The 26,191-nt window shown below is 36.8% G+C and carries 26 protein-coding genes; 16 read left to right on the plus strand and 10 right to left on the minus strand.

Features of this window, described 5'->3' with window-relative positions:
• The first annotated feature begins 2 nt into the window (after positions 1–2).
• The 3 genes from nrdD (at position 3) to K7G93_RS05440 (ending at position 3,604) form a co-directional block, all read left to right on the plus strand.
• Positions 3–2,144, plus strand: a complete 2,142-nt coding sequence (gene nrdD, locus K7G93_RS05430; RefSeq protein ID WP_226690683.1) for an anaerobic ribonucleoside-triphosphate reductase — start codon at positions 3–5, stop codon at positions 2,142–2,144.
• Positions 2,145–2,382: 238 nt separating this feature from the next.
• Positions 2,383–2,847, plus strand: a complete 465-nt coding sequence (gene nrdG, locus K7G93_RS05435; RefSeq protein ID WP_160531705.1) for an anaerobic ribonucleoside-triphosphate reductase-activating protein — start codon at positions 2,383–2,385, stop codon at positions 2,845–2,847.
• Between the two features lie 79 nt (positions 2,848–2,926).
• Positions 2,927–3,604 carry a glycosyltransferase family A protein gene (locus K7G93_RS05440; RefSeq protein WP_226690682.1) on the plus strand — a complete coding sequence of 226 codons (678 nt, stop codon included), beginning with the start codon at positions 2,927–2,929 and terminating at the stop codon, positions 3,602–3,604.
• Between the two features lie 33 nt (positions 3,605–3,637).
• On the opposite strand, the gene K7G93_RS05445 is transcribed toward K7G93_RS05440, so the two are convergent.
• The 3 genes from K7G93_RS05445 to K7G93_RS05455 are packed head-to-tail and all read right to left on the minus strand — an operon-like array spanning position 3,638 to position 5,561.
• Positions 3,638–4,438 carry a TatD family hydrolase gene (locus tag K7G93_RS05445; protein ID WP_226690681.1) on the minus strand — a complete coding sequence of 267 codons (801 nt, stop codon included), beginning with the start codon at positions 4,436–4,438 and terminating at the stop codon, positions 3,638–3,640.
• 12 nt (positions 4,439–4,450) lie between these two features.
• A complete protein-coding gene (locus K7G93_RS05450) occupies positions 4,451–5,008 on the minus strand; it encodes a peptidylprolyl isomerase (protein WP_226690680.1) in 558 nt (185 codons plus the stop codon).
• A gap of 43 nt (positions 5,009–5,051) precedes the next feature.
• Complete coding sequence (locus K7G93_RS05455; RefSeq protein ID WP_191134437.1) at positions 5,052–5,561, minus strand: peptidylprolyl isomerase; 510 nt, start codon at positions 5,559–5,561, stop codon at positions 5,052–5,054.
• Between the two features lie 153 nt (positions 5,562–5,714).
• Here K7G93_RS05455 and cysS point away from each other — a divergent pair, with 153 nt between their 5' ends.
• Complete coding sequence (gene cysS / locus K7G93_RS05460; RefSeq protein ID WP_226690679.1) at positions 5,715–7,094, plus strand: cysteine--tRNA ligase; 1,380 nt, start codon at positions 5,715–5,717, stop codon at positions 7,092–7,094.
• A gap of 76 nt (positions 7,095–7,170) precedes the next feature.
• Here cysS and K7G93_RS05465 read toward each other — a convergent pair whose 3' ends face one another.
• Positions 7,171–7,818: a tellurite resistance TerB family protein gene (locus tag K7G93_RS05465; protein WP_226690678.1), complete on the minus strand. Its 648-nt coding sequence runs from the start codon at positions 7,816–7,818 to the stop codon at positions 7,171–7,173.
• 509 nt (positions 7,819–8,327) lie between these two features.
• On the opposite strand from K7G93_RS05465, the gene frdA reads away from it, so the two are divergent.
• Genes frdA through frdD form a run of 4 tightly spaced genes read left to right on the plus strand, consistent with a single transcriptional unit; the run spans position 8,328 to position 11,678 of the window.
• Entirely contained in the window at positions 8,328–10,142 is a 1,815-nt protein-coding gene (gene frdA, locus K7G93_RS05470; RefSeq protein WP_226690677.1) for a fumarate reductase (quinol) flavoprotein subunit, read from the plus strand.
• Positions 10,135–10,905: a succinate dehydrogenase/fumarate reductase iron-sulfur subunit gene (locus K7G93_RS05475; RefSeq protein WP_049216061.1), complete on the plus strand. Its 771-nt coding sequence runs from the start codon at positions 10,135–10,137 to the stop codon at positions 10,903–10,905. Before frdA ends, K7G93_RS05475 begins: the two co-directional genes overlap by 8 nt.
• 10 nt (positions 10,906–10,915) lie before the next feature.
• Positions 10,916–11,314 carry a fumarate reductase subunit FrdC gene (gene frdC, locus K7G93_RS05480; protein WP_049216063.1) on the plus strand — a complete coding sequence of 133 codons (399 nt, stop codon included), beginning with the start codon at positions 10,916–10,918 and terminating at the stop codon, positions 11,312–11,314.
• A gap of 13 nt (positions 11,315–11,327) precedes the next feature.
• Complete coding sequence (frdD, locus tag K7G93_RS05485) at positions 11,328–11,678, plus strand: fumarate reductase subunit FrdD (RefSeq protein ID WP_049216065.1); 351 nt, start codon at positions 11,328–11,330, stop codon at positions 11,676–11,678.
• Between the two features lie 249 nt (positions 11,679–11,927).
• Here frdD and lptG read toward each other — a convergent pair whose 3' ends face one another.
• Both lptG and lptF read right to left on the minus strand, forming a co-directional pair.
• Positions 11,928–12,998, minus strand: a complete 1,071-nt coding sequence (gene lptG / locus K7G93_RS05490) for an LPS export ABC transporter permease LptG (protein WP_160531710.1) — start codon at positions 12,996–12,998, stop codon at positions 11,928–11,930.
• A gap of 5 nt (positions 12,999–13,003) precedes the next feature.
• Positions 13,004–14,110, minus strand: coding sequence for an LPS export ABC transporter permease LptF (gene lptF, locus K7G93_RS05495; protein ID WP_226690676.1), 1,107 nt, complete (start codon positions 14,108–14,110; stop codon positions 13,004–13,006).
• A 115-nt stretch (positions 14,111–14,225) separates the two neighbouring features.
• Here lptF and K7G93_RS05500 point away from each other — a divergent pair, with 115 nt between their 5' ends.
• Entirely contained in the window at positions 14,226–15,707 is a 1,482-nt protein-coding gene (locus K7G93_RS05500) for a leucyl aminopeptidase (protein WP_226690675.1), read from the plus strand.
• A 142-nt stretch (positions 15,708–15,849) separates the two neighbouring features.
• Here K7G93_RS05500 and mtnN read toward each other — a convergent pair whose 3' ends face one another.
• The 4 genes from mtnN to dsbC form a co-directional block, all read right to left on the minus strand.
• The gene (mtnN, locus tag K7G93_RS05505; RefSeq protein ID WP_160531712.1) at positions 15,850–16,539 is read right to left on the minus strand and encodes a 5'-methylthioadenosine/S-adenosylhomocysteine nucleosidase; all 690 of its coding nucleotides are present in this window, start codon (positions 16,537–16,539) and stop codon (positions 15,850–15,852) included.
• Positions 16,539–17,210, minus strand: a complete 672-nt coding sequence (locus K7G93_RS05510) for a thiol:disulfide interchange protein DsbA/DsbL (RefSeq protein WP_226690674.1) — start codon at positions 17,208–17,210, stop codon at positions 16,539–16,541. The genes mtnN and K7G93_RS05510 overlap by 1 nt, the downstream gene beginning before the upstream one ends.
• 9 nt (positions 17,211–17,219) lie before the next feature.
• Positions 17,220–18,941: a single-stranded-DNA-specific exonuclease RecJ gene (recJ, locus tag K7G93_RS05515; RefSeq protein WP_226690673.1), complete on the minus strand. Its 1,722-nt coding sequence runs from the start codon at positions 18,939–18,941 to the stop codon at positions 17,220–17,222.
• A gap of 90 nt (positions 18,942–19,031) precedes the next feature.
• Entirely contained in the window at positions 19,032–19,718 is a 687-nt protein-coding gene (dsbC, locus tag K7G93_RS05520) for a bifunctional protein-disulfide isomerase/oxidoreductase DsbC (protein ID WP_226690672.1), read from the minus strand.
• A gap of 159 nt (positions 19,719–19,877) precedes the next feature.
• On the opposite strand from dsbC, the gene prfB reads away from it, so the two are divergent.
• From prfB to K7G93_RS05555, 7 genes are all read left to right on the plus strand, one after another.
• Positions 19,878–20,976 (plus strand): peptide chain release factor 2 gene (prfB, locus tag K7G93_RS05525; RefSeq protein ID WP_160531715.1). Its coding sequence is split into 2 segments (ribosomal slippage): positions 19,878–19,952 and positions 19,954–20,976, totalling 1,098 coding nucleotides; the frame shifts between segments, so codons are not numbered across the junction.
• A gap of 85 nt (positions 20,977–21,061) precedes the next feature.
• Positions 21,062–22,567 (plus strand): lysine--tRNA ligase, encoded by a 1,506-nt coding sequence (gene lysS / locus K7G93_RS05530; protein ID WP_049216083.1) that lies wholly within the window; start codon positions 21,062–21,064, stop codon positions 22,565–22,567.
• Positions 22,568–22,616: 49 nt separating this feature from the next.
• Positions 22,617–23,288: an acylneuraminate cytidylyltransferase family protein gene (locus K7G93_RS05535; protein ID WP_226690739.1), complete on the plus strand. Its 672-nt coding sequence runs from the start codon at positions 22,617–22,619 to the stop codon at positions 23,286–23,288.
• A gap of 141 nt (positions 23,289–23,429) precedes the next feature.
• Entirely contained in the window at positions 23,430–24,104 is a 675-nt protein-coding gene (gene queC, locus K7G93_RS05540; RefSeq protein ID WP_226690671.1) for a 7-cyano-7-deazaguanine synthase QueC, read from the plus strand.
• 3 nt (positions 24,105–24,107) lie between these two features.
• On the plus strand, positions 24,108–24,533 hold the full coding sequence (gene queD / locus K7G93_RS05545) for a 6-carboxytetrahydropterin synthase QueD (RefSeq protein WP_115322962.1): 426 nt from the start codon (positions 24,108–24,110) through the stop codon (positions 24,531–24,533).
• Positions 24,534–24,541: 8 nt separating this feature from the next.
• On the plus strand, positions 24,542–25,171 hold the full coding sequence (locus K7G93_RS05550; protein ID WP_226690670.1) for a 7-carboxy-7-deazaguanine synthase QueE: 630 nt from the start codon (positions 24,542–24,544) through the stop codon (positions 25,169–25,171).
• Between the two features lie 230 nt (positions 25,172–25,401).
• Complete coding sequence (locus tag K7G93_RS05555; RefSeq protein ID WP_160531719.1) at positions 25,402–26,157, plus strand: Nif3-like dinuclear metal center hexameric protein; 756 nt, start codon at positions 25,402–25,404, stop codon at positions 26,155–26,157.
• Positions 26,158–26,191 lie beyond the last annotated feature (34 nt).

The following is a 26,191-nucleotide window of genomic DNA, read 5'->3' on the forward strand; positions in this document are numbered from 1 at the left end:
ATATGGCATCGTTCTTTGTAATCAAACGTGATGGTTCACGTGTAGGCTTTGAAATTCAGCGTATTATCAATGCGATCAAAAAAGCAGCACAAGCAGTTAATGTCGAAGATGATCGCTATTGCTATGCTATTGGTCAACAAGTTTGTGATGAAATTTTTGCACGATATCAACAAGAAATTGACATTAGTCACATTCAAAAGATTGTGGAAAATCACCTCATGTCAAGCCAATATCCAGAAGTAGCACGTGTTTATATTGAATATCGTCATGATCGTGATCTGGCTCGTGAAAAACGTAGCCATCTCACTAAAGAAATTGAAGGGCTAATCGAACAAAGTAATGTTGAGTTACTGAATGAAAACGCAAATAAAGATGCTAAAGTCATCCCAACACAACGTGATTTATTAGCAGGTATTGTGGCAAAACATTATGCTAAACGTTATATCTTGCCACGTGATGTTGTTGAGGCCCACGAAAAAGGCGAAATTCATTATCATGATTTAGATTATGCGCCTTTTTTCCCAATGTTTAACTGTATGCTAGTTGATTTAAAAGGCATGTTAAATAATGGCTTCAAGATGGGAAATGCTGAAATTGAGCCACCAAAATCTATTGGTACAGCAACAGCAGTCACTGCACAAATCATTGCACAAGTTGCTAGTCATATTTATGGCGGAACAACAATTAACCGCATTGATGAAGTATTAGCCCCTTATGTTCAACTCAGTTATGAGAAACACCTTAAAACCGCTGCTGAATGGCACATACCTGATGCAGAAAACTATGCAAAAGTCTTAATTGAAAAAGAATGTTTTGATGCATTCCAATCTTTAGAATATGAAGTAAATACATTGCATACATCAAATGGGCAAACACCATTTGTGACTTTTGGTTTTGGCTTAGGAACAAGCTGGCAATCAAAATTAATCCAGCGTTCAATCCTGAAAAACCGTATCCGTGGTCTAGGCAAAAATCATAAAACGCCTGTATTTCCGAAACTTGTCTTTACGATTAAAAAAGGTATTAACCAAAATCCAGCCGATCCTAACTATGATATTAAACAGCTTGCTTTAGAATGTGCTTCTAAACGCATGTATCCTGATATCCTCAACTATGATCAAGTCGTCAAAGTCACAGGTTCGTTCAAAGCGCCAATGGGCTGCCGTAGTTTCTTAAGCGCTTACTATGAAAATGGTGAGGAAATGCATGACGGGCGTAACAATCTTGGTGTTGTGAGTCTAAACTTACCGCGTATTGCAATTGAAGCTAAACGTCGTAATCCACAACAAAGTGCGGTTGATTTTTACAAAATTTTAGATCAACGTCTCGCCATTGCTAGAAAAGCATTGATGACACGTATTGCTCGTTTAGAAAACACTAAAGCCAGAGTAGCTCCAATCCTTTATATGGAAGGTGCCTGTGGTGTGCGCTTAAAAGCTGATGATAATGTATCACAAATCTTTAAAAATGGACGAGCATCTATCTCGCTTGGTTATATTGGTATTCATGAAACAATCAATGCACTCTATGGCGATAAACACATGTATGATGATGAACAATTGCGTCAAAAAGGCATCGAAATTGTGCAATATCTCAGCAAAGCTGTACAGCAATGGAAAGCAGAAACTGGCTACGCATTTAGTCTGTATTCAACACCAAGTGAAAATTTATGCGATCGTTTCTGTCGTTTAGATACTAAACAATTCGGTATTATTGAAAACGTCACAAACAAAGGCTACTACACTAATAGTTACCATTTAGATGTAGAAAAAAAAGTTAATCCATACGATAAAATCGACTTTGAATTACCTTATCCTACATTAGCAAATGGTGGATTTATTTGCTATGGTGAATATCCAAATGTTCAACACAATTTAAAAGCGTTAGAAGATGTTTGGGATTATAGCTACGATCGCGTTCCTTACTATGGTACAAATACACCTATCGATGAATGCTATGAATGTGGTTTCACTGGCGAATTTGAATGCACGAGTAAAGGTTTTACTTGTCCAAAATGTGGTAATCATGACAGTGAAAAAGTATCTGTAACACGCCGAGTCTGTGGTTATTTAGGTAGCCCCGATGCTAGACCGTTTAACGCAGGTAAGCAAGAAGAAGTGAAAAGACGCGTGAAACATTTGTAATTTACTTTTTCCCCCCTCCCCTCTTTTTATAAAAAGTGGGGAGGAGTGATCTGTTGATAGCTGACTTATTTAAACCCCTTTTTAATGTAAGCAAATTGCTTATTATGGAAAATCTAATTTATAAGAAAAAAATATTTTTGATACCAGATATACATTCATATAAGTTCTTTTTCTTTTACATTAATTTAAATAATGAATAACAGACTATCATCCCTAATATAGAAGCAATAATAGTATTATGAATTATCTTCAATACTACCCTACTGATATTGTTAATGGCGAAGGCACACGTTGTACATTATTTGTCAGCGGTTGTATTCATGCCTGTAAAGGTTGCTATAACAAAAAAAGCTGGTCTTTTAATGCAGGTATTCCTTTTGATCATGCAATGGAAGAACAAATTATCCGTGATTTAAAAGATACTCGAATCAAGCGCCAAGGCCTAACTCTGACAGGTGGAGATCCTTTACACCCAGCTAATCTTGCTGTGCTTTTACCTTTCGTAAAAAGAGTTAAACAAGAATGTCCTGAAAAAGATATATGGGCGTGGACGGGTTATACATTACAAGAGCTCGACGGATTACAGCGTGAAATTTTGCCTTATATTGATGTCCTTATTGATGGTAAATTTGAACAAGAAAAAGCAGACCCTAGCCTAGTATGGAGAGGGTCATCAAACCAAATCATCTACCGTTTTAAATAATCTTAACACTTAAGATTTCATTAAGATCTCTTTAGTAAAGTAATACTTGTTTAAATTACTCACTATGTTGGAGGACGCAATGAAAACAAACACAATTAGCATTATTTTAACTCTAGATCCTATTGAAACATCACTTAGTATATTGCTAGAAGATCTATTAGCACAGACTCATCGACAATTTGAGGTTATTGTGGCTAGTTTAGGCAATACAGAGCAAAATAAAGCTATTGTTGAAAGCTATCGTGATAAATTAGATTTACAATTTATTCAACTTGATGGACAAGCAGTAAATGTTGCTAAAAATCTTGCTGTAGAAAAAGCTAAGTATGAGCGTTTACTATTTTTAAATCCTAAATTGCGTTTAGCACCCGATTGTATCTATCAATCTTTATCCTATTTAGATAAACAACAACTTTGGTTAGCTAGTGGAAAGCTACAAGTACAAGATGTGTCATTAATCACCCGTTTAGTCCTTGATGGATTTAATCTCTTGATGTGGCTTTCTAAATTTATGAACCCATTAAGTACATTTGACTGTTTATTTACGACTAAACAAGTACATAATACAATCGGTGGATTCGATATTCACGAAACAAAAACTTGTAACTATCTGCAAAAAGCAGCTAAAACCTTTAATTACAATGTAATCAATACAGGTGCACAATACGCTAAAGGTCAAATTGAACAGCAAGGCATATTAACATTTATTGGCAAGTATTTACGTGACTATCTACGCTTATTGGTTAAAAATATCTAGCGAGTCTCACACTCAAAAATGGCTAAGTTTTACTTAGCCATTTCCATTTGCAAATAAATCAACACTTTGTTGCCAAATACATTGCTCTATCTGTTCTGGTGTTTCTGTTCGCAACTCACATAAAGATTGGAATACATTAAATACCCGCTCTGGGCGATTCACTTGTCCTTGGAAGCCAAATACAGGCATATCTGGTGAATCAGTTTCTAACAATAAACAATCTAAAGGCAAACGCCGAACAGCATCACGCGTTTTATTGGCACGCGGATACGTGATTGTTCCTCCTACACCAATCTTATAACCGAGCTCGACAAAACGCTTGGCTTGCTCATAGCTTCCAGCAAAACCATGTATTACACCTCGTTTTGCTAGTGGGATACGTTTTAGAAAAGTAAATAACTGATCATGTGCTTTACGCGAATGTAAATTAACTGGCAAATCATATCGCTTTGCGAAATAAAGTTGTGCTTCTAAAAACTCACATTGCTTACGCCAAAGTAAATCTGTTAATAATTCAGGAATAGCTCGTTCTAAACCAATCTCAGCTACTGCCGTACAATTTAATCTCTGTTCAGATAATGCTTTCTCTAATAAAACAAGATCATGCTGGCTATGCTGGGCAATATAAAGTGGATGTAACCCAAGCCCATAATATAAATGTTGAGGATAAAGTGCGGTCATTTTTTGAATAAAATTGAAATCTTGAGCAAGTACAGAGACAATCAAAATTTTATTGACCCCTACTTGTAATGCATTACTCAATAGCTGTTCAATCGACTCACCAGTATCGCGTTGTAAATAGTCTAAGTGAGTATGAGTATCAAAAAATGCCATTATGCCAAAGCCCTATTCAACAGTAACTGACTGAATTATTATCTCTTGCTTCGGTACATCACGATGAAACCCTGAACGCCCTGTGTCCACTTGGCTTATCTTATCCACAACATCCATACCCTCAATCACGTTACCAAAGACCGCATATCCCCACCCTCGTGCTGTTTCTGCACTAAAATTTAAAAAATCATTATCTACAGTATTAATAAAAAATTGCGATGTCGCTGAATGGGGATCAGAAGTACGAGCCATTGCTACTGTACCACGTAAGTTTTTTAGTCCGTTATTTGCCTCATTGTGGATAGGTGCGTTGGTTTTCTTTTGTTTCATATCCACTTCAAAGCCTCCCGCCTGCACCATAAAACCATCAATAACTCGGTGAAAAATTGTTCCATTGTAAAAACCAGATTCACTATATTGAAGAAAGTTTTGACTCGAAATAGGTGCTTTCTCTTGCTCTAAAGCGATTTTGATTTCACCGTAGTTAGTATGTAAAACGACATTTTTTGCTTGTGTACTAACTGCTAATAAACCAATACTAAGGATACTCAATACTTTAAATATTTTCATAATGATATTCCTAAAAAACTCCCCTCAATTGAGGGGAAATTCATTATTCAACAGTGACAGAAGTAATAATAACATCGTCTTTTGGTACATCTTGGTGGAAACCTTTATTGCCAGTTTGCACCACTTTTATTTTATCGACAACATCCATACCTTCTACAACTTCACCAAATACGGCATAACCCCATTCTTGCACAACTTTTTTACCAAACAATTCTTTTGCACGATGATCTAAAAACGTATTATCTGCAACATTGATAAAAAATTGTGCTGTTGCTGAATGTGGATCAGAAGTACGTGCCATTGCAATGCTACCACGTTTATTACTTAGTCCATTATTTGCTTCATTTTGGATTGGCGCATTGGTATTTTTTTCACGCATACCCGATTCCATACCACCACCTTGAATCATAAATCCATCAATAACACGGTGAAAAATTGTGTTATTATAGAAACCACTTTGACAGTAATTTAAGAAATTTTCCGCAGTGATGGGTGCTTTTTCGTGATTTAATTCAATTTTAATATCGCCAAAATTTGTGTGTAATGTAACCATTGCCATTATCCTCTGAAATTTCAAAGCGTTTATTATTCCATAAAAGCCCAAGAAATGCTATAAAGTGGCAATTCTAGGCGTATGTGCATATACGCTAACTAAAAGTGCGGTCTGTTTTCACTAAATTTTGAAGAATAATAAGAGAGCAAACAAATGCTAAAAATTTTTAATACATTAACGAGAGAGAAAGAAGTTTTTACCCCTATACAAGCAGGTAAAGTTGGGATGTATGTCTGTGGCGTTACTGTCTATGATTTATGCCATATTGGGCATGGTCGAACCTTTGTTTGCTTTGATGTTATTGCTCGTTATCTACGCTATTTAGGCTATCAATTAACTTATGTACGTAACATCACAGATGTTGATGATAAAATCATTAAACGTGCATTAGAAAATAAAGAAAGCTGTGAGCAACTCGTGAATCGTATGGTCTTAGAAATGTACAAAGACTTTGATGCACTTAATGTTTTACGTCCTGACGTTGAGCCAAGAGCTACACACCATATTTCTGAAATTATTGCGATTGTACAAAAACTGATTGAGCGTGGACATGCTTATGTCGCAGAGAATGGTGACGTGATGTTTGATGTAGAAAGTTTTAGTCAATACGGTAAATTATCTCGTCAAAATCTTGAACAATTGCAGGCAGGTGCACGTGTTGAAATCGTTGAAATCAAGAAAAACCCAATGGATTTTGTATTATGGAAAATGTCAAAACCAGAAGAGCCAAGTTGGCAATCGCCTTGGGGGGCTGGTCGTCCAGGCTGGCATATTGAATGTTCTGCGATGAATTATAAAGAGCTAGGCGAACATTTCGATATCCACGGCGGCGGCTCTGATCTGATGTTTCCGCATCATGAAAATGAAATAGCCCAATCTTGTTGTGCACATGGTAATGATTATGTAAATTATTGGATTCATTCAGGCATGATCATGGTTGATAAAGAAAAAATGTCGAAGTCACTTGGCAACTTCTTTACTATCCGTGATGTTTTGAATCATTATAATGCAGAAAGTGTACGTTATTTCTTATTAACTGCACATTATCGTAGCCAATTGAATTACAGTGAAGAAAATCTTAATCTTGCACAAGGTGCATTAGAACGTTTATATACTGCACTACGAGATACAGATCCAAATGCCCTCCCTAATGGAGGTGAACACTTTGTTCACTCCTTTAAAGAAGCAATGGATGACGATTTCAATACACCAAATGCAATCTCAGTGTTATTTGAGATGGCTCGGGAAATCAACAAGTTGAAAGCAGAGAATAGCGTGCAAGTAAGTGGTTTAGCAGCGCAAATGCGTGAATTGGCTGCTATATTGGGTTTATTATACCAAGATCCTGAAGCCTTTTTACAAGCAGGTTCAAATGATGATGAAGTGGCAATAATTGAAGCGCTCATCAAACAACGTAATGAAGCACGAGCAGTAAAAGATTGGGCTGTCGCAGATGCGGCACGCAATAAACTAACTGAAATGGGTATTGTATTAGAAGATGGTGTAAACGGCACTACATGGCGTAAGCAGTAAAAAAGAATGCTTTTCTCTGAATGAGGAAAACAATAACGGCAAGGAAAAATATCCTTGCCATTATTTTTATCGAGTGTTAAAAACCTGCTTGTTTTTCTAACTGTTCGACTAACACATCATCTAAATTTAAAGCAGTCGCAAGTTGTGATAAAAACACAATTTCTTTACGCGTTAATTCTTGGCAAACTATACGTGCAGCAAGATAAACTTGAGTAGCAAGTGCCGTATCATTACCTACAATGCGTCCAATTTCGGCAACAGTAATTGGATGAGCAATTTCTTGTTCAACCCATTGCTTCAACTCAGGATCATTTCCTCCTTCTTCAGCGATAATAGCTCTTTCCTTTTCATCAATTTCACCGTCTGAAATTGCTGCAGCAATCATAGTACGTAAGATAATCACACTCTTATCTTCCGACTGCTGAGTTGTATTAAAAGCGGCTTCAGATAGATTTCCATCCTTTTGATTAGTGGCAGTTGACTGATTTTTTTGATAATTCTGATATGCCTGATAAGCAATACTCCCTAATGCGGCTAAAGACCCTAACTTAGTTAATTTAGCACCACCACTACGTCCTAATACCATTGACAAAATACCAGCTAAAGCAGCCCCACCACCAAGTTGAGTAATTTTTTCTGCTGTATTCTGACTTGGCTTATTAATTTTCCCCGCAGTTTTTGTTACTGTGCCCAATACTTCATTTAAAATACGATTGAAATTCATGTTAGCTTTCCTTCATCAAATAACTAAATTTAGAGAATATTTAGACAACGATAACTAGAATAAATTCCATATTTATTAGAAATTACTCAAATAAACTACAACTCAAGCCCTCCTTCAAAGTGAGATATAAACATTCACTGATGAAAGTAAAACTTCATTAGAATACATAATTTAATGGTTTTAAAACAATTTGAATCTAGTGCATTATGAAACTCAAAGTTAGATTCAACTATCAATCTAACCTTCGAGATCTTACTTAAAACGCGGTAAGTTTTTTATAGATTTCCTTGTGCTTTAATGATTAAAAAGCAACCTTTAAATAAAATTTGAATCAAGAACAATGCCTATAAAATGACCCATTTTTAACTTTTTTGAGGTAGATCACGAAACTGAGCTTTTATTGTAAAAAAAGATTATTAATATTTGAAAATAATGGCAAAATGAAGAGACCCTAAATTAATCAATTTTGGTTTATTTTTATTTTTTACTTTCTTGATTGGAGGAATATCGTGCAAACTGTTAATGTCGATATTGCAATTGTCGGTGCTGGTGGTGGCGGTTTACGCGCAGCTATTGCAGCAGCGGAAGCAAACCCTAACTTAAAAATCGCTTTAGTTTCAAAAGTATATCCTATGCGTAGCCACACAGTTGCGGCTGAAGGTGGTGCTGCGGCAGTTATCAAAGAAGAAGATTCTTATGATAAACATTTCCACGATACCGTGGCAGGTGGTGACTGGCTATGTGAACAAGATGTTGTTGAATATTTTGTACAACACTCGCCTGTTGAAATGACTCAGCTTGAACGCTGGGGATGCCCTTGGAGTCGCAAAACAGATGGTGATGTTAACGTGCGCCGTTTTGGTGGTATGAAAATTGAACGTACTTGGTTTGCTGCGGACAAAACGGGGTTCCATTTACTTCATACCTTATTCCAAACATCTATCCAATATCCACAGATTGTTCGTTTTGATGAGTACTTCGTCCTTGATATTCTTGTTGATGATGGTCATGCACGCGGCATGGTTGCAATGAATATGATGGAAGGTAACTTAGTACAAATTAATGCCAATGCAGTTGTGATTGCTACAGGCGGTGGCTGCCGTGCATTCCGCTTCAATACCAATGGTGGTATCGTTACAGGTGATGGGCTTTCGATGGCATATCGCCATGGTGTTCCATTACGTGACATGGAGTTTGTACAATATCACCCAACAGGCTTACCAAATACAGGTATTTTAATGACTGAAGGTTGTCGTGGTGAAGGTGGTATCTTAGTTAATAAAGATGGTTATCGTTACTTACAAGACTATGGACTAGGTCCAGAAACGCCAATTGGCAAACCTGAAAATAAATATATGGAGCTCGGTCCACGTGACAAAGTTTCACAAGCATTCTGGCAAGAACTACAAAAAGGTAACACTCTAAAAACAGCAAAAGGTGTTGATGTTGTTCATTTAGACTTACGCCATTTAGGTGAAAAATACTTACATGAACGTTTGCCGTTTATCTGTGAATTAGCACAAGCTTATGAAGGTGTTGACCCTGCGAAAGCACCAATTCCAGTACGCCCAGTTGTTCATTATACAATGGGTGGTATTGAAGTCGACTTCAATAGTGAAACGCGTATTAAAGGCCTATTCGCAGTGGGTGAGTGTGCTTCTTCAGGTTTACATGGTGCAAACCGCTTAGGTTCAAACTCACTTGCAGAATTAGTCGTTCTCGGTCGTGTAGCGGGTGAATACGCAGCACAACGTGCAGTTGAAGCTCCAGCTGTCAACCAAACAGCCGTGGATGCACAAGCAAAAGATATCGTCCAACGCTTAGATGATCTATATAACCAAGAAGGTACTGAGTCTTGGTCTGAAATCCGAGATGAAATGGGCGATGCAATGGAAGAAGGCTGTGGTATCTATCGTACACAAGAAAGTATGCAAAAAGCAGTTGATAAAATTGCAGAATTAAAAGAACGTTATAAACGTATTCGCATTGCTGATCGTTCAAGCGTCTTCAATACCAATGTTCTATATACTGTTGAATTAGGTTATATCTTAGACGTTGCACAATCAATTGCAAATTCAGCAATTGAGCGTAAAGAATCTCGCGGTGCGCACCAACGTTTAGATTATACAGAGCGTGATGACGTCAATTACTTGAAACATACACTTGCATTCTATAATGGTGATGATGCGCCACGCATTGAATACAGCGATGTAAAAATCACTAAATCACAGCCTGCAAAACGTGTTTATGGTGCAGAAGCTGAGGCCCAAGAAGCTGCAAAAGCGCAAGCAACTGAAGCAAATAAGGAGAACGCAAATGGTTAATCAGGCTATCATGAACATTGAAGTATTGCGTTACAATCCTGAACAGGACAAAGAACCATACTTACGCACTTATCAAGTACCTTATGATAACCAAACTTCATTACTTGATGCATTAGGTTATATCAAAGATAAACTTGAACCAGAACTTTCTTATCGTTGGTCTTGTCGTATGGCGATTTGTGGCTCTTGCGGTATGATGGTGAATAACAAGCCAAAATTGGCTTGTAAAACATTCTTACGTGACTACAGCGGTCATATGCGTATCGAACCATTAGCTAACTTCCCTATTGAACGTGACTTAGTTGTTGATTTAAGCCACTTTATTGAAAGCTTAGAAGCAATTAAGCCTTACATCATTGGTAACCAAGCACCTGCATTAGATGGAAAACCACATCCATCCGCAGAATTAGCAAAAAGCCGTACAAAACAAACACCAGCTCAGTTAGAAAAATACCGCACATTCTCGATGTGTATTAACTGTGGCTTATGTTATGCGGCTTGCCCACAATTTGGCTTAAACCCTGAATTCGTTGGTCCTGCGGCATTAACTCTGGCACATCGTTACAATCTCGATAATCGTGATCATGGCAAAGAAGAACGTATGAAGATTATCAACGGTAAAAACGGTGTTTGGAGCTGTACATTTGTTGGATATTGTTCAGAAGTCTGTCCAAAACATGTAGATCCAGCTTCAGCGGTAAACCAAGGTAAAGTCGAAAGTGCAAAAGACTTTGTAATTGCAATGCTTAAACCGCAAAAGTAAGGAGTGTAAAATGACAGCAACAACCAGTAAACGCAAAAAATATGTGCGTGAAATGAAACCAACTTGGTGGAAAAAGTTAGACTTTTACAAACTTTATATTGCACGTGAAGCAACAGCAATTCCCACACTTTGGTTCTGTTTAGTATTACTTTATGGTGTAATCAGCTTAGGAAATTTAGAAAGTTTTGCTAATTTTGTTTCTTTCTTAAAAAATCCAATCGTGATTATTCTTAACATTATTACACTTGGTGCAATGTTATTAAATACAGTGACTTACTATGTAATGACCCCTAAAGTCTTAAATATCATTGTAAAAAGTGAACGTATTAATCCAAAAATTATTACAACGGCATTATGGGCTGTCACTGGACTTATCAGCCTCGTCATTTTAGTGTTTATGTATGTATAGCGAGGAGAAAAAGATGAAAGATACACCAAAACGTTCTAATGAACCTGTTGTATGGTTACTATTCGGTGCAGGTACAACTGTAAGTGCAATGTTCTACCCAGTACTGGTCTTAGTCCTTGGCTTCTTATTGCCATTTGGTTTAATTGATCCTAAAAACACAATTGAACTTGTCGCGTTTTTACATACAGGTATTGGGAAATTATTGTTACTTGTCTTATTAATTTTCCCAATGTGGGGAGCGATGCACCGTATTCATCACGGTATGCATGATTTCAAAATTCACATCCCTGCAAGCGGCGTCATTTTCTATGGGTTATCAACACTTTATACTGTATTAGTATGCTTTGCTGTATTTAGTTTATAATCTATATAATCAATAAAAAAGGCGGTTTTATCCGCCTTTTTTATGTTTAACATATCTTAAATTAGCCGCAATTTAATTGCATTTTTAACCTTTTTATATTTAAAGACTAGCTGATAGTGTAAGAATTTATAGTTAAAATTTAAATTCTATTTTTATTAACTAACGTATTCTGTATTAAAAAGATATCTTAGCAAGTAGCTATCCTTTTTATTTCTATTACGTATTTACTCCATGGTCTCTTTTACCATTTTAAGTACGCTTTCGACTTAATAGCCACCATGTAATTAACAAAAACAAAATACTTGGCATCAATGCTCCAGCTAAAGGCGTCACATTATAGACTAAGCTTAATGGACCAAAAATCTCATTAACGACATAAAATAAGAATCCAAAACAAATCCCAGTGACAATTCTCGCACCTGCGGTTACGCTGCGTAATGGTCCAAAAATAAAAGATAATGCAAGCATCATCATCACACCGACTGACAATGGTTGAAATAACTTACGCCAATAAGTCAGCTCAAATTTTTTGGACTCTTGTCCTGTTTCTTTTAAAAACTCAATATAATTAGACAGTCCAGTAATAGACAAAGACGTTGGTCGTAAAGAGGCAATACCTAATTTATCTGGCGTCAAACTCGTTTGCCATTCTGTATTTAATTGATTTATGGTCTTAATTTCATCATCTAAAATTTCTGATTCATTCAGTTGTGTTAAAATCCATTTACCATCTTGGTAAGAGGCAGAATTTGCATGTTTTACACGTTTGAGCTGTCGATTATCAGCAAAACTATAAATATAAACATCACTTAACTCAATATCATCCGTAATCCGTTTAATATAAATAAAGTCATTGCCATCTTTTGCCCAAATGCCATTTTTCACAGATAATAATGATCCACCTGAAATCGCTTTTGAGCGCATATCACGTGCAAATTGCTCAGTTTGCGGAATGCCCCATTCACCGATCAACATCGTCAGTATGACGAGTGGTAATGCAGTTTTCATTACAGCAAAGCCAATCTGCAAACGAGAAAAACCTGATGCTTGCATAACAACAAGTTCACTTCGACTCGCTAAATTACCTAAAGCAATTAATGCGCCTAACAACGCTGCCATTGGAAAAAAAGTTTCAATATCTTTAGGGATAGTTAATACCGTATAAAGAATAGCTTGTAAAATATCGTAGGTCCCTTTTCCCACACTCCGAAACTGTTCTACAAACTTAATAATGGCCGATAAGCCAACTAACATAACTAATGTTGCAAAAATCGCCCCTAAAATGCTTTTTCCCAGATAACGGTCTAAAGTATTCATCATTTTAACTATCCTTTTAATGCAACACTCTTATTGAGCCAATAGCGTACTTTATACATTGATGCGCTACTCCAACTATTCAATATAATCCCCAATAGGAAGAAAATAAAATTCACTAATGGCATTAAAAGACTCGCATCTAATTTCCCAGCACTCCATGCTGATTTTAAGGAGCTTTGTAATAAAAAATAAATTAAATATAATAGTAATGCTGGAATAATTTTAGCAAAACGCCCTTGTCGAGGATTAACACGACTCAATGGTACTGCAATCAACGCCATTAAAGGGACTGCCAAAATCAAGCTTAAACGCCAATTCAATTCTGCCTTTGCCGCAGATGTACTTGTATTAACTAAAGTCCAAAAGCTTAGCTCTGCTGCATCATGCTCTTCATTGTTGGTATTTTGATAACCCAAATAAGCTTGATACTCATCAAAATGAGTAATTCGAAAATCGGGAAAAGCACTGCTCCCTTCAACACGTTGGCTATTTTGTAATTTCAGAATTTGATCGCCATTAGGTAACGCTGTTAACATGCCTTGTTCCGCAACAAGCACTGAAGGCTTTAAATTCCCTTTTTCTCTAGTCTGGAATAAATAGACATCATGAATAGTATTATCTTCTATCTTATCAATAAACAATACGAATTCATTATTGTTAGTGTTGATGAATTGACCTGAAGCAAGTGCTCCCATCGTTGGATTTGCCTTAGCATCTTCTAGAATTTCACCTTGCTTTTGAATTGCCCAAGGTGTCAACCAAAATACATTATATGTAGCTAAAGCAGCAGTAAAGAAAGAAAGAATTAATACAACTCGTACTAAAATACGCTGTCCAACACCGCAAGCTCTCATTACTGTAATTTCACTTTCAGCATATAAGCGTCCAAAAGTTAATAAAATTGCAATAAATAAACATAATGGCAACATTAACTGTGCCATTGTTGGCATACCTAATCCAAGTAAAGACATGACTAAATCGGCAGGTACTTTACCACTTGCGGCAGAGCTTAATACACGAACAAGTTGTTGACAAAAGAAAATCAGAAGTAGAATAAATAAGATTGCTATTTGGCTCTTAAATACTTCTTTAGTTAAATATCGGGTTAAAATCACATTATTGCCTATATTTTTCTTGCAATTTATATAGAATGGTCTAATTTGGCTAATTTGTTGCCGTATGATAACTTATTTTTAAACCGAAAACAGTAAAAATCTTTGAGAGGATAAAATGAAATATTGTGCAAAATCGACCGCACTTTTAGATATAAAAAGTAACATTATTGTCAGTATTTTCGAAGAGGGGAAGCTTTCCTCCGCAGCTAGAAAAATTGACGAAATTTCACAAGGTTATTTGAGTAAATTAATTGAATCTGGCGAAATCACAGGCAAAATTGGTGAGGTATTAGTATTACGCCATGTTCCTAATTATACTGCTGAACGTGTTTTTGTTGTCAGTGCTGGGAAAAAAGGCGAAATAAACGAAAAACAATTCAAACAAATTATCCAAAATACTATTCAAGCAGTCAAATCGACTAAAGCACAGCAAGTTATCAGCTACTTATCTGATGTTGAAATTAAAGATCGCGACCTATATTGGAATATCCGTTTCAGTGTTGAAGCTATCGAATCAAATTTCTATCAATTCGAACAATTCAAAAGCAAAAAAAATGATCAACAAATTACATTAACCGAGTTAATTTTTAGTGTTGAGAGTGAAATGGCTCAACAAGCAATTCAACATGCACAAGCTGTTGCTTTAGGCGTCAAATTCGCTAAGGATATCGCAAATTGCCCTCCTAATATCTGTAATCCTGTTTATTTAGCTGAACAAGCAAAAGAATTAGCAACACGTTCTGATTTAATCAAAACGACCGTGTTAGGTGAAAAAGAAATGGCTGAATTAAGTATGAATGCTTATTTAGCAGTCTCTCAGGGCTCAGTGAACGAAGCTCAACTTTCAATTATTGAATATCGCAATCATCCAAACCCTAGCGCTAAACCAATCGTATTAGTAGGTAAAGGATTGACTTTTGATGCTGGAGGTATTTCTCTCAAACCAGCAGAAGCAATGGATGAAATGAAATATGACATGGGTGGTGCAGCTGCAGTGTATGGTGTTATGAATGCGATTGCAGAACTAAAACTACCATTAAATGTCATTGGCGTATTAGCTGGTTGTGAAAACTTACCAGATGGCCAAGCTTATCGTCCAGGTGACATTTTAACAACAATGAAAGGACTAACCGTCGAAGTATTAAATACAGACGCTGAAGGTCGCTTAGTACTATGCGATACATTAACTTATGTTGAACGCTTCGAGCCAGAATTGGTTATTGATATTGCAACTTTAACAGGTGCCTGCGTTGTAGCATTAGGTGCACACAATAGTGGTCTCATTTCAACAGACGATGAACTTGCTCAGACCTTAGCACAAGCTGCCGCAGAAACAACAGATAAAGCCTGGCGATTACCACTAGGTGAAGAATATCAAGAACAATTGAAATCAAACTTTGCTGATCTTGCTAATATCGGTGGCCGTTGGGGTGGTGCAATTACTGCTGGGGCATTTTTATCTAATTTTGCCGACAAATATCCTTGGGCTCATTTAGATATCGCAGGTACGGCATGGTTACAAGGCGCTAACAAAGGAGCCACAGGTCGACCTGTTCCATTATTAGTACAATTCTTAATTAACCAATCTGCTAAATAACAATATAAAGCCACTTTACTAGAAGTGGCTCTCACTCGGAAATAAAACGTTAGCATCAAAACGTATTGTGATGCCAGTAAAAAAGTGCGGTAGAAATGTTGAAAACTTTCTACCGTACTTTTGTTGTTTTTGCTTAATAAATCTATAGTCTCTCTAACATACCTAAGACTATTTGTGAGGATTGTTTTGCTGCCAGAGGTAAAAACTCTTCAAAAGACATATTAGCTTCTCCATCCCCCCCATCTGAAATAGCTCTAACCACTACAAAAGGTAAGTTAAATGCATGGCAGACTTGCGCAATTGCCGTAGCCTCCATTTCGACAGCCATCACATTGGGGAAATCTACTTTAATTTTAGCTAAGGCTTCACCACCATTAATAAAGCTATCACCAGAACAAATCAACCCTCGCTTTACATTATGTCCTTGTGCTAATGCAATAGTTTCAGCTAAAGCAGATAACCTTTCATCAGAAACAAAAGCAGGTGGGCAAGCAGGTAATTGTCCTTTGACATAACCAAATGCTGTCACATCTGCATCATGATAAATCGTCTCATTTGAAATCACAATATCCCCCACGTTCAGACCAGCTGTTACTCCTCCCGCAGATCCTGTATTAATGACAATATCTGGACGAGTTAATTGTAATAATGCTGTTGTTCCCATTGCAGCAGCGACTTTACCAATACCTGATTGCACTAAAGCAACGGATTTACCCTGAATGTCACCTTCATAGATAGTACAACTCGCCACTTGAGTAATCACTTTATTTTCCATTAAATTGGCTAAAATTTCGACTTCCTGTGCCATTGCACCCACAATACCAATTTTCATTACTTTTGTTTTTCCTTTATTAACTTATTCACTAAAAAATCTAATACGGCAAGGCTGTAATCATCATTATACAATGTACTTGCAGTTAATACATATCGTCCATCGATCACAACATAAGGGTAAGTAAACACACCATATTCTTCAGTGCGTTTTTCAGCCAATTCTACTTCATGTGTAACCTTAGCTGAATAAAATGCTTTCGTAAAATCATCTTTATTTATCCCTTGCTTCTCTAACCATGAACGCAACTCATCAAAATGAGCCAAATGAGAAAAACGCTGTTTCTCTGCTGTTTCAAATAACAATAATGCTGAGAGATCCTCTGCTTTAATCTCTTGTAAAGCATAAAAAACTAAGGCCGAATATTGTGCTTTATCTGTTGCGACAGGTCGTTCTATAAGTTTGACTTTATCGAAATTAATTTGAGAGTATAACTCTAGAATATCTAGAGCTGAAGAACATACACGACAATCATAATCAAAAAAGAATTGGATCAATAATGGCTCATTTGGATTTGAAATATAAATAGGTGTTTGATACGAGAAATAATCTTGCCCGTCTAAAAAATATTGTGGCTTATCTTCATTTAAATATAGCGAAGACGCTCCATTAGCTGCTAATGTACTACGACAAAAACTAAATAAAACTAAAAGAAAACCAATTCGCCACATGTTAAATAATTAACTTACTATAGGTGCAATATAGTCGACTAATAATTGCAAGCTACGATTACCTCTAAATTCATTCACGTCTACTTTATAAACCAACCTTGCCGACTTAATAGACAAATCAGGATAATAACGAGTATCGACATTAAAGGCAATGGCATCAAGTAATGGTCCGCCTTGTTTTGGCTCTACCATCATTTTTAAATGTTTATCTCCAACGAGGCGCTGTTGTAAAATGCTAAACTCGCCATCAAAAACAGGCTCTGGGAAAGCCTGCCCCCAAGGTCCAGCCTGTTTTAACCTTTCTGCTACATTGAGATTAAATTGTTGCGAACTCAATTCTCCATCAGTCCAAATAATGCCTTGCAATTTATCTTCTCCGAGCCACTCACTCAACAATCGATTGAATTCAGTTTGAAATACAGTTAAATATTCCTCACGAATCGTTAATCCTGCTGCCATTGCATGCCCACCGAACTTTAAGATCATATCAGGGAATTTACTATAAATACGTTCCAATGCATCGCGTAAATGAATCCCCTCTACTGAACGGGCTGAGCCTTTTAAAATACCCTCTTGTTCACGAGTAAATGCAACCACAGGACGATGAAATTGATCTTTAATTCTTGATGCTAAAATACCAAGCACCCCTTGATGCCAATCAGCTTGATATAGCACAATGCCAATAGGTAGTGTTTGTTCAAGTGCGGTCAATTTTCGACAAATTTCAAGTGCCTCTAGCTTCATTCCTTGTTCAATTTCTTTACGCGTTTGATTGAGCCCATCCAGTTCTAAGGCAAGTGCCCGTGCGGTTGCCATATCCTCTGCTAATAATAGCTCAACACCCACAGACATATTATCCAATCGTCCAGCAGCATTTAAACGTGGTGCAATAGAAAAACCAAGATCAGAAGCCGACAACTGACTAATCTCACGATTTGCAACTTCAACTAATGCACGAATGCCACAACGACAATGTGAAGCGCGAATACGACTCACCCCTTGATAAATTAAAATACGGTTGTTTTGGTCTAATGGCACGACATCTGCAATCGTCCCAAGCGCAACAAGATCCAACAAATCACTAAAATTAGGTTGTGTCTTTTGATCAAAAATGCCGATCTCACGTAACTTAGCACGTAATGCCAGCATTAAATAAAAGGCAACACCAACACCTGCTAAGGATTTTGATGGAAATCTGCAATTGCTTAGATTTGGATTGACAATAGCATCAGCATTAGGCAAAACCTCTGGGGGCAAATGATGATCAGTAATGAGAACTTTAACGCCATGTTGCTGTAAAAAGGTAACACCTTCTACAGAGGATACGCCATTATCGACTGTGATTAACAATTGTACTTCTTGCGCTAAAGCCTGTTCAGCTACCGCAATACTTAAACCATAACCCTGTTCAAAGCGATTTGGCACTAAAAACGTGACATGACGGAAACCTAATTGTTGCAAGGCGAGAACTGTTAGTGCTGTACTCGTTGCCCCATCCGCATCAAAGTCTCCAACTATAACAATTTTTTGTTGCTGATAATATGCCTCAACTAATAATGCAACAGCTTCCTCTATACCTTGTAACAACTGTGGATTTAACAATGCGGCTAAAGTGCGGTCTAATTGTTGTGAGTTTTGAATATGACGCGAACGATACAAACGATCTAATAAAGGATCTACACAAATTGACTCGCCATCTGGCACAATTCGACGTTGAATTAATTTATTCACCAAACCAACCTACAATGAAAATGAGAAAATGAACAGATTAAGCAATTAAGGACGCTAAAAGGCGTCCTTACTTTAATTGGTATACGTTATTTATTGACGATTTAATTCTGCAAGTAGTGCTTTGGGCTCTAAATACCCACCGATTAACTCACCAGTTGAAGTAATAATAGAAGGTGTACCATTTACACCAAATTGAAGACCTAATTGATAATGTTTCTTCACGATCTCTGGTATTTTTAACTCTTTTGGTAAATTACCTTTTTCAGCTTCATTTAAAGCAAATTGTGGATCCTTAGTAACAAAAATCGCCTCCATTTGACGAGCAACTTTTGAGTTCACTCCTGCACGAGGAAAAGCCAAATAACGTACAGTAATTCCTAACTCATTGTACTCTTTAATCTTTTCATGTAGCACTTTACAGTAATGACAACTAATATCCATAAAGACGGTCACAACATGTTTTTCATTTTTAGCAGGATAAACGATCATTTCTTTATTTAATTGATTCAATTTCTCTAACAAAAGTTTCCCTGCAACATCAGTCAAACCATTTTCACTAAGTTCATATAATTTCCCATCTAAAACGTATTTTGCATCATCTGTAATATAAAAAATACCTTGTTCAGTGATTGCGGTTTTTAAGCCATTAACAGGTGAATCTTTTAATTCAATATTCTTGACTCCCATATTATTCAGCCGTTCTGAAATAGCTTGTGTCGAGGCTAAAAGCTGTGCTGATAATGTCAATCCTATAAGTGTAGTCAAAAATCTTTTCATTTTTTATTCCTATTAATAATCACATCAATATCCAAAAACTAAAGTTAAGGATTATAAAGGGATTCCATATTTGTGCAAGCAAAGAAGCTAAAATTGCCTACCATATAACCCTAAAATAGCGTATAATTAATACTTAATTTTCACTATAAAACTTGCAGTATGTTTGAAATTAATCCGATAAAAAATAAAATCTCAGACCTTACTGAGCGCACACAAGTGCTTAGGGGGTATCTTTGACTTTGATACTAAAGTTGAACGTCTAGAAGAAGTTAATGCTGAACTTGAACAACCTGATGTCTGGAATGAGCCAGAAAAAGCACAAACTTTAGGTAAAGAACGCGTTGCCCTTGAAACAATCGTAAATACAGTTAAAGCTTTAGAACAAGGCTTAGAAGATGTTGAAGGTTTACTCGAACTTGCGATTGAAGCTGAAGACGAAGACACTTTCCATGAAGCAAATTCAGAGCTTGAAGATCTAGAAGAGCAATTAGCAAAATTAGAATTTCGGCGTATGTTCAGTGGTCAACACGATGCAGCAGATTGCTATGTCGATCTTCAAGCAGGTTCTGGTGGGACTGAAGCACAAGACTGGACTGAAATGCTATTAAGAATGTACCTACGTTGGGCAGAAAGCAAAGGCTTTAAAACAGAGTTGATGGAAGTTTCCGATGGCGATGTTGCTGGAATTAAATCAGCTACAATTAGAATTTCTGGTGAATATGCCTTTGGTTGGCTACGTACTGAAACAGGAATTCACCGCTTAGTACGTAAAAGCCCATTTGACTCAAACAACCGACGCCATACTTCTTTTAGTGCTGCTTTTGTCTATCCAGAAATTGATGATGATATTGATATAGAAATTAATCCTGCAGACTTACGCATTGATGTATATCGTGCTTCTGGTGCTGGAGGTCAGCATGTTAACAAAACAGAAAGTGCAGTACGAATTACCCATATGCCAAGTGGTATCGTTGTACAATGTCAAAATGATCGCTCTCAACATAAAAACAAAGATCAATGTATGAAACAGTTGAAAGCGAAGCTCTATGAAATGGAGTTACAGAAAAAAAATGCAGATAAACAAGCGATGGAAGATAATAAGTCTGATATTGGTTGGGGAAGCCAAATTCGCTCTTACGTACTTGATGATTCGCGCATTAAAGACTTACGTACAGGAATAGAAAATCGAAATACTCAAGCCGTCCTTGATGGTGATTTAGATCGCTTTATCGAAGCTAGCTTAAAGGCGGGACTATAATTCCAAAAAGTATAGTCAAAGCTTAGTAGAAATTGACTGTACTTTGTTCCTCTCCCTAAAATTAATGTAAATTTAAAGGAAAAATATGTCAGAACAAACTCAAGAACTCGATCTTAATGGCGAAATGTTAGTTCGTCGTGAAAAATTAGCCGCATTACGTGCAAAAGGTAATCCGTTTCCAAATACTTTCCGTCGTGATGCATTAGCTGCTGACTTACATACCCAATATGATGCGATTGAAGGTGAAGCATTAAAAGCACAAGAAGTCGAAGTAAAAGTTGCTGGTCGTATTATGACTCGTCGCACAATGGGTAAAGCTACTTTTATCACATTACAAGATATGTCTGGTCGTATCCAGCTTTATATCGCTCGTGATAACTTACCTGAAGGCGTTTATGCTGAAGATGTGGGAACATGGGATCTAGGCGATATTGTAGGTGTAAAAGGAACGCTATTCAAAACAAAGACCAATGAACTGACTGTACGCTGTACTGAAGTTGCTTTATTAACTAAAGCACTTCGCCCATTACCAGATAAGTTTCATGGTTTAAGTGATCAAGAAACACGCTATCGCCAACGCTATTTAGATTTGATTGCGAATGAAGATTCACGCCGTACTTTCATTATTCGTTCAAAAGTGATTGCAGGTATCCGTGATTATTTTATTTCCAAAGGCTTTATGGAAGTAGAAACACCAATGTTACAAATCATACCTGGTGGTGCTTCTGCGCGTCCATTTATCACTCACCACAATGCGTTAGATGTTGATATGTATTTACGTATCGCACCAGAGCTTTATTTAAAACGTTTAGTCGTTGGTGGTTTTGAGCGTGTATTTGAATTAAATCGTAACTTCCGTAATGAAGGTGTATCTGTTCGCCATAATCCTGAATTTACTATGCTCGAATACTACCAAGCCTATGCGGATTACCATGATTTAATGGATAACACAGAAGAACTCTTACGCAAACTAGCACTGGATATTTTGGGTACAACGATTGTTCCTTATGGTGAGCTGGAGTTTGATTTTGGTAAACCATTTGAACGTATCACAATGCATGATGCCGTACTTAAATATGGTGCAGATAAAGGTATTGTGAAAGAAGATTTATATGATTTTGATCGTGCTGTCGCTGTGGCAAAAAAATTAGGTATTGAAGTACAAAAATCTTGGGGTTTAGGTAGCCTTGTAAATGTCATTTTTGAAGAAGTAGCAGAACATCACTTAATTCAGCCAACATTCTTAATGGCTCATCCAGCGGAAATTTCACCATTAGCACGTCGTAATGATGAAAACCCTGAAGTTACTGATCGTTTTGAGTTATTTATTGGTGGTCGTGAAATCGGTAACGGTTTTTCAGAATTAAACGATGCCGAAGATCAAAATGAACGTTTCGATGCACAAGTTGCTGCAAAAGAAGCTGGTGATGATGAAGCTATGTTTAAAGATGAAGATTTTGTGACCGCACTTGAACACGGCTTACCACCAACAGCAGGTGAAGGCTTAGGGATTGACCGTTTAGCAATGCTCTTTGCTAATGCAGCTTCAATTCGTGATGTTATCCTCTTCCCAGCAATGAAACAGAAATAATGTCGTTTACTAAAAGGGCTTCAAGCCCTTTTTTCAATAGGAGCACATGATGAAAAATATTGCTATTATCCCAGCCCGAGCAGGCTCAAAAGGGATTCCAGATAAAAATCTTCAACCTGTTGGAGGGCATTCTCTGATTGGACGTGCAATTTTAGCAGCTAAACAAGCAGAGGTCTTTGACCAAATTGTAGTAACCTCAGATGGTGATAACATTTTGCGAGAAGCAGAAAAATATGGTGCAACAGCTATTAAACGCCCTGCTGAACTAGCTCAAGATAATTCTAGAACAATTGATGCAATTTTGCATGCGCTCGAAAAATTACAAGTGACTGAAGGGACTTGTACTTTACTACAACCAACTAGCCCGCTGCGCGATCATTTAGATATTAAAAATGCAATGGATATGTTTGTTAATGGTGGTGTAAATTCAATAGTTTCTGCGTGTGAATGTGAACATCACCCATACAAAGCATTCACTTTAAGTAAAGAGCATGAGGTTTTACCTGTACGTGACATTGCTGATTTTGAGGCTGCACGCCAAACCTTACCAAAAATGTATCGTGCCAATGGCGCTATTTACATTAATGACATTGCACAACTACTCAAAGAAAAATATTTCTTTATCCCTCCACTGAAATTTTACTTAATGCCAACTTATCGTTCAGTAGATATTGATGTGAAACAGGATTTAGAACTAGCGGAAATTTTAGCAAACAAATAGCCGCACGTTACCGTGAGTGGGCATTGCTACTGCTCAATGCAGTGACAATCCCGCTTTTTTATTTTTACAGTGGTTCGTAAACCTCCCACTTGAACAATGGATATAACCAATCCTTGTTCGAAACAAAACTAGGAAAACAATATGAATATTACAAATCCAAATAACAACCGCAAAGCAGTTGTTATCTTTTCAGGTGGACAAGACTCCACCACCTGTCTGATTCAAGCCATTCAAGAATATGGTGTCAAAAATGTGGAGACTATCACCTTCCAATATGGACAACGCCACGCTATTGAGCTAGAAAAAGCACAATGGATTGCACAAGATCTTGGTATTAAACAAACCCTAATTGACACCTCTGTCATCAAAGCCATCACGCAAAATGCCTTAATGGACGACAACGCAAAAATTGAGCAACAAGGTCATACGCCGAATACGTTTGTGGATGGTCGTAATGCATTATTTCTGCTTTATGCTGCCATCTATGCGAAAGGGCAAGGAATTCAAGACATTATCACTGGTGTCTGTGAAACCGATTTTAGTGGCTATCCCGATTGTCGAGATATTTTCATTAAGTCAATGAATGTCACACTCAATCTTGCGATGGATTATCAATTTAATCTTAAAACACCTTTAATGTATTTGACTAAAGCACAAACATGGCAATTAGCCGATGAGCTTGGTGCATTGGATTATATTCGCCAACATACGCATACTTGTTACATCGGTGTTGAACAAGGCTGTGGTGAATGTCCAAGCTGTATATTACGTGAAAAAGGTTTACAAGAATATCTATCAATGAAAAGTGCGGTCTAAATTATGTTTAAAATTGTAAAAGAGTTTAGCTTTGACATGGCACATATGCTTGATGGTCATGATGGGAAATGTAAAAATTTACATGGGCATACTTATAAGTTACAAGTAGAACTTTGTGGTGATTTACATCAAAGTGGTCCCAAAAGAGGTATGGTAATTGATTTTTCAGATTTAAAATCTATTGTCAAACAACATATTTTAGATCCAATGGATCATGCTTTTATTTATGATTCTCATAGTGAAAAAGAAACAAAAGTTGCTGCTTTACTACAATCTTTAGATTCTAAAACCTTTGCTTTAACCACTCGTACTACTGCCGAGGAAATGGCTCGTTTTATTTTCAACTGTTTAAAATATGAAGCACATTTGCCTATTTCTGCGATTCGTCTTTGGGAAACACCAACTTCATTTTGTGAATACGAGGAGTAAGAAACATAATGCAAGGTCAACGTGTTTTACAACAGAAATATAACATTGTTGAGATCTTTGAAAGTTTACAAGGAGAAGGCTTTAATACAGGGATGCCAAGTATATTTATACGCTTTGGAAAATGTAATTTAGCCTGCCCGTGGTGTGATACTCATTATAATCAGTATAGTACTTGGACACTTTCACAGATTCTCAATAAAGTGCGGTCATTTTCTAGTAAAAATATCATTATCACAGGTGGTGAGCCGACTATTGTACCTAAACTTGATGTATTACTCGATCATTTAAAAGCCAATGGTTATTTTCTCGCAATTGAAACAAATGGTTTAAAAACAATCCCTAGGCAAATTGACTATATTGCTACAAGTCCAAAGCGGTTATATCAGTATAAATATCAGCAACAATGCATTCCGTTTGCCCATGAAGTGCGCATTGTTGCAGATGAAAATGTATTAGATTTTTGTCAGCAAATCGAGCAACAAATCAAAGCTGAGCGTTATTATCTATCGCCTTGTGAAGTAAATAGTAAAATGAATTTGCTCGACACTATTACACAATTAGGAATTTTAAACCAACGAGTTAATAAGCCGAAATGGCAATTGAGCATACAAGCACACAAATTAGTAGGAATTGAATAAAAGGTTATTTATCACCTTTTTTCATTTTTTCTTACATATCACCTGATTATTGTATAATAAAATATATAATGAATTTGTTTTTATTTAAGTAATAAAACGGCTTGGCTAATGTGAACACTCCCCCATAATCTTGAAAAAGATTTTCACATTAGCCATTTTTTTCTTCTTATTCCAGATCAAATCCTTTACCATTGCCTCATTCTTTTATCACTATAGGATAATTAACAGGCATGAATCATATTGAACTTGAACACATTTTAAATCAAAAATTAAATAGCCAAAGCATTTCGGACTACGCCCCTAATGGTCTACAGATAGAAGGAAAAAAAGATGTAAATAAGATCATCACAGGTGTCACAGCCAGTCAAGCGCTAATCGATTATGCCGTATCTCAGCAAGCTGATGCGATTTTAGTCCATCATGGCTATTTTTGGAAAAATGAAAATCCCTGTATTCGTGGTATGAAAAACAAACGCATTAAAACGTTATTAATGAATGATATCAATTTATATAGCTACCATTTGCCTTTAGATATTCACTCAGAATTGGGCAATAATGCCCGTCTTGCTAGCCTATTAGGTATTAAAAACTTACAGCCGTTAGAACAAGGCTCTATGAGTATCCCTGTTTATGGTACATTAACCACACCATTAACAAGTGAAGAATTTGCAATGCGTATTGAACAAACTCTTCATCGCAAGCCACTTGTTTGTAGCGAAAACGCAGCGCACTTAATTCATACTGTTGGGATCTGTACTGGTGGAGGTCAAAGCTATATTGATTTAGCAGCTAATCGAGGGGTTGATGCTTTTATTACTGGTGAAGTTTCTGAACAAACGATTCATTCAGCTCGTGAACAAGGCATTCATTTTTTCTCTGCAGGTCATCATGCCACTGAACGCTATGGCATCCAAGCTTTAGGGGAATGGATTGCAGAAAATTATGGATTAACGGTTGAGTTTAAAGATATTGATAATCCAGCTTAAAGGAAGTCAGCTTTGTATTTATCCCTATTTTCCC

The sequence above is a fragment of the Pasteurella canis genome (genome assembly GCF_020810675.1).
GTDB classification, from domain to species: domain Bacteria; phylum Pseudomonadota; class Gammaproteobacteria; order Enterobacterales; family Pasteurellaceae; genus Pasteurella; species Pasteurella canis.

Excerpts from the sequence above, each read along its gene's own strand:
- nrdD (WP_226690683.1), top strand. The coding sequence starts at position 3 with ATGGCATCGTTCTTTGTAATCAAACGTGATGGTTCACGTGTAGGCTTT.
- nrdG (WP_160531705.1), top strand. The coding sequence starts at position 2,383 with ATGAATTATCTTCAATACTACCCTACTGATATTGTTAATGGCGAAGGC.
- K7G93_RS05440 (WP_226690682.1), top strand. The coding sequence starts at position 2,927 with ATGAAAACAAACACAATTAGCATTATTTTAACTCTAGATCCTATTGAA.
- K7G93_RS05445 (WP_226690681.1), bottom strand. The coding sequence starts at position 4,438 with ATGGCATTTTTTGATACTCATACTCACTTAGACTATTTACAACGCGAT.
- K7G93_RS05450 (WP_226690680.1), bottom strand. The coding sequence starts at position 5,008 with ATGAAAATATTTAAAGTATTGAGTATCCTTAGTATTGGTTTATTAGCA.
- K7G93_RS05455 (WP_191134437.1), bottom strand. The coding sequence starts at position 5,561 with ATGGTTACATTACACACAAATTTTGGCGATATTAAAATTGAATTAAAT.
- cysS (WP_226690679.1), top strand. The coding sequence starts at position 5,715 with ATGCTAAAAATTTTTAATACATTAACGAGAGAGAAAGAAGTTTTTACC.
- K7G93_RS05465 (WP_226690678.1), bottom strand. The coding sequence starts at position 7,818 with ATGAATTTCAATCGTATTTTAAATGAAGTATTGGGCACAGTAACAAAA.
- K7G93_RS05475 (WP_049216061.1), top strand. The coding sequence starts at position 10,135 with ATGGTTAATCAGGCTATCATGAACATTGAAGTATTGCGTTACAATCCT.
- frdC (WP_049216063.1), top strand. The coding sequence starts at position 10,916 with ATGACAGCAACAACCAGTAAACGCAAAAAATATGTGCGTGAAATGAAA.
- frdD (WP_049216065.1), top strand. The coding sequence starts at position 11,328 with ATGAAAGATACACCAAAACGTTCTAATGAACCTGTTGTATGGTTACTA.
- lptG (WP_160531710.1), bottom strand. The coding sequence starts at position 12,998 with ATGATGAATACTTTAGACCGTTATCTGGGAAAAAGCATTTTAGGGGCG.
- K7G93_RS05500 (WP_226690675.1), top strand. The coding sequence starts at position 14,226 with ATGAAATATTGTGCAAAATCGACCGCACTTTTAGATATAAAAAGTAAC.
- mtnN (WP_160531712.1), bottom strand. The coding sequence starts at position 16,539 with ATGAAAATTGGTATTGTGGGTGCAATGGCACAGGAAGTCGAAATTTTA.
- K7G93_RS05510 (WP_226690674.1), bottom strand. The coding sequence starts at position 17,210 with ATGTGGCGAATTGGTTTTCTTTTAGTTTTATTTAGTTTTTGTCGTAGT.
- dsbC (WP_226690672.1), bottom strand. The coding sequence starts at position 19,718 with ATGAAAAGATTTTTGACTACACTTATAGGATTGACATTATCAGCACAG.
- lysS (WP_049216083.1), top strand. The coding sequence starts at position 21,062 with ATGTCAGAACAAACTCAAGAACTCGATCTTAATGGCGAAATGTTAGTT.
- K7G93_RS05535 (WP_226690739.1), top strand. The coding sequence starts at position 22,617 with ATGAAAAATATTGCTATTATCCCAGCCCGAGCAGGCTCAAAAGGGATT.
- queC (WP_226690671.1), top strand. The coding sequence starts at position 23,430 with ATGAATATTACAAATCCAAATAACAACCGCAAAGCAGTTGTTATCTTT.
- queD (WP_115322962.1), top strand. The coding sequence starts at position 24,108 with ATGTTTAAAATTGTAAAAGAGTTTAGCTTTGACATGGCACATATGCTT.
- K7G93_RS05550 (WP_226690670.1), top strand. The coding sequence starts at position 24,542 with ATGCAAGGTCAACGTGTTTTACAACAGAAATATAACATTGTTGAGATC.
- K7G93_RS05555 (WP_160531719.1), top strand. The coding sequence starts at position 25,402 with ATGAATCATATTGAACTTGAACACATTTTAAATCAAAAATTAAATAGC.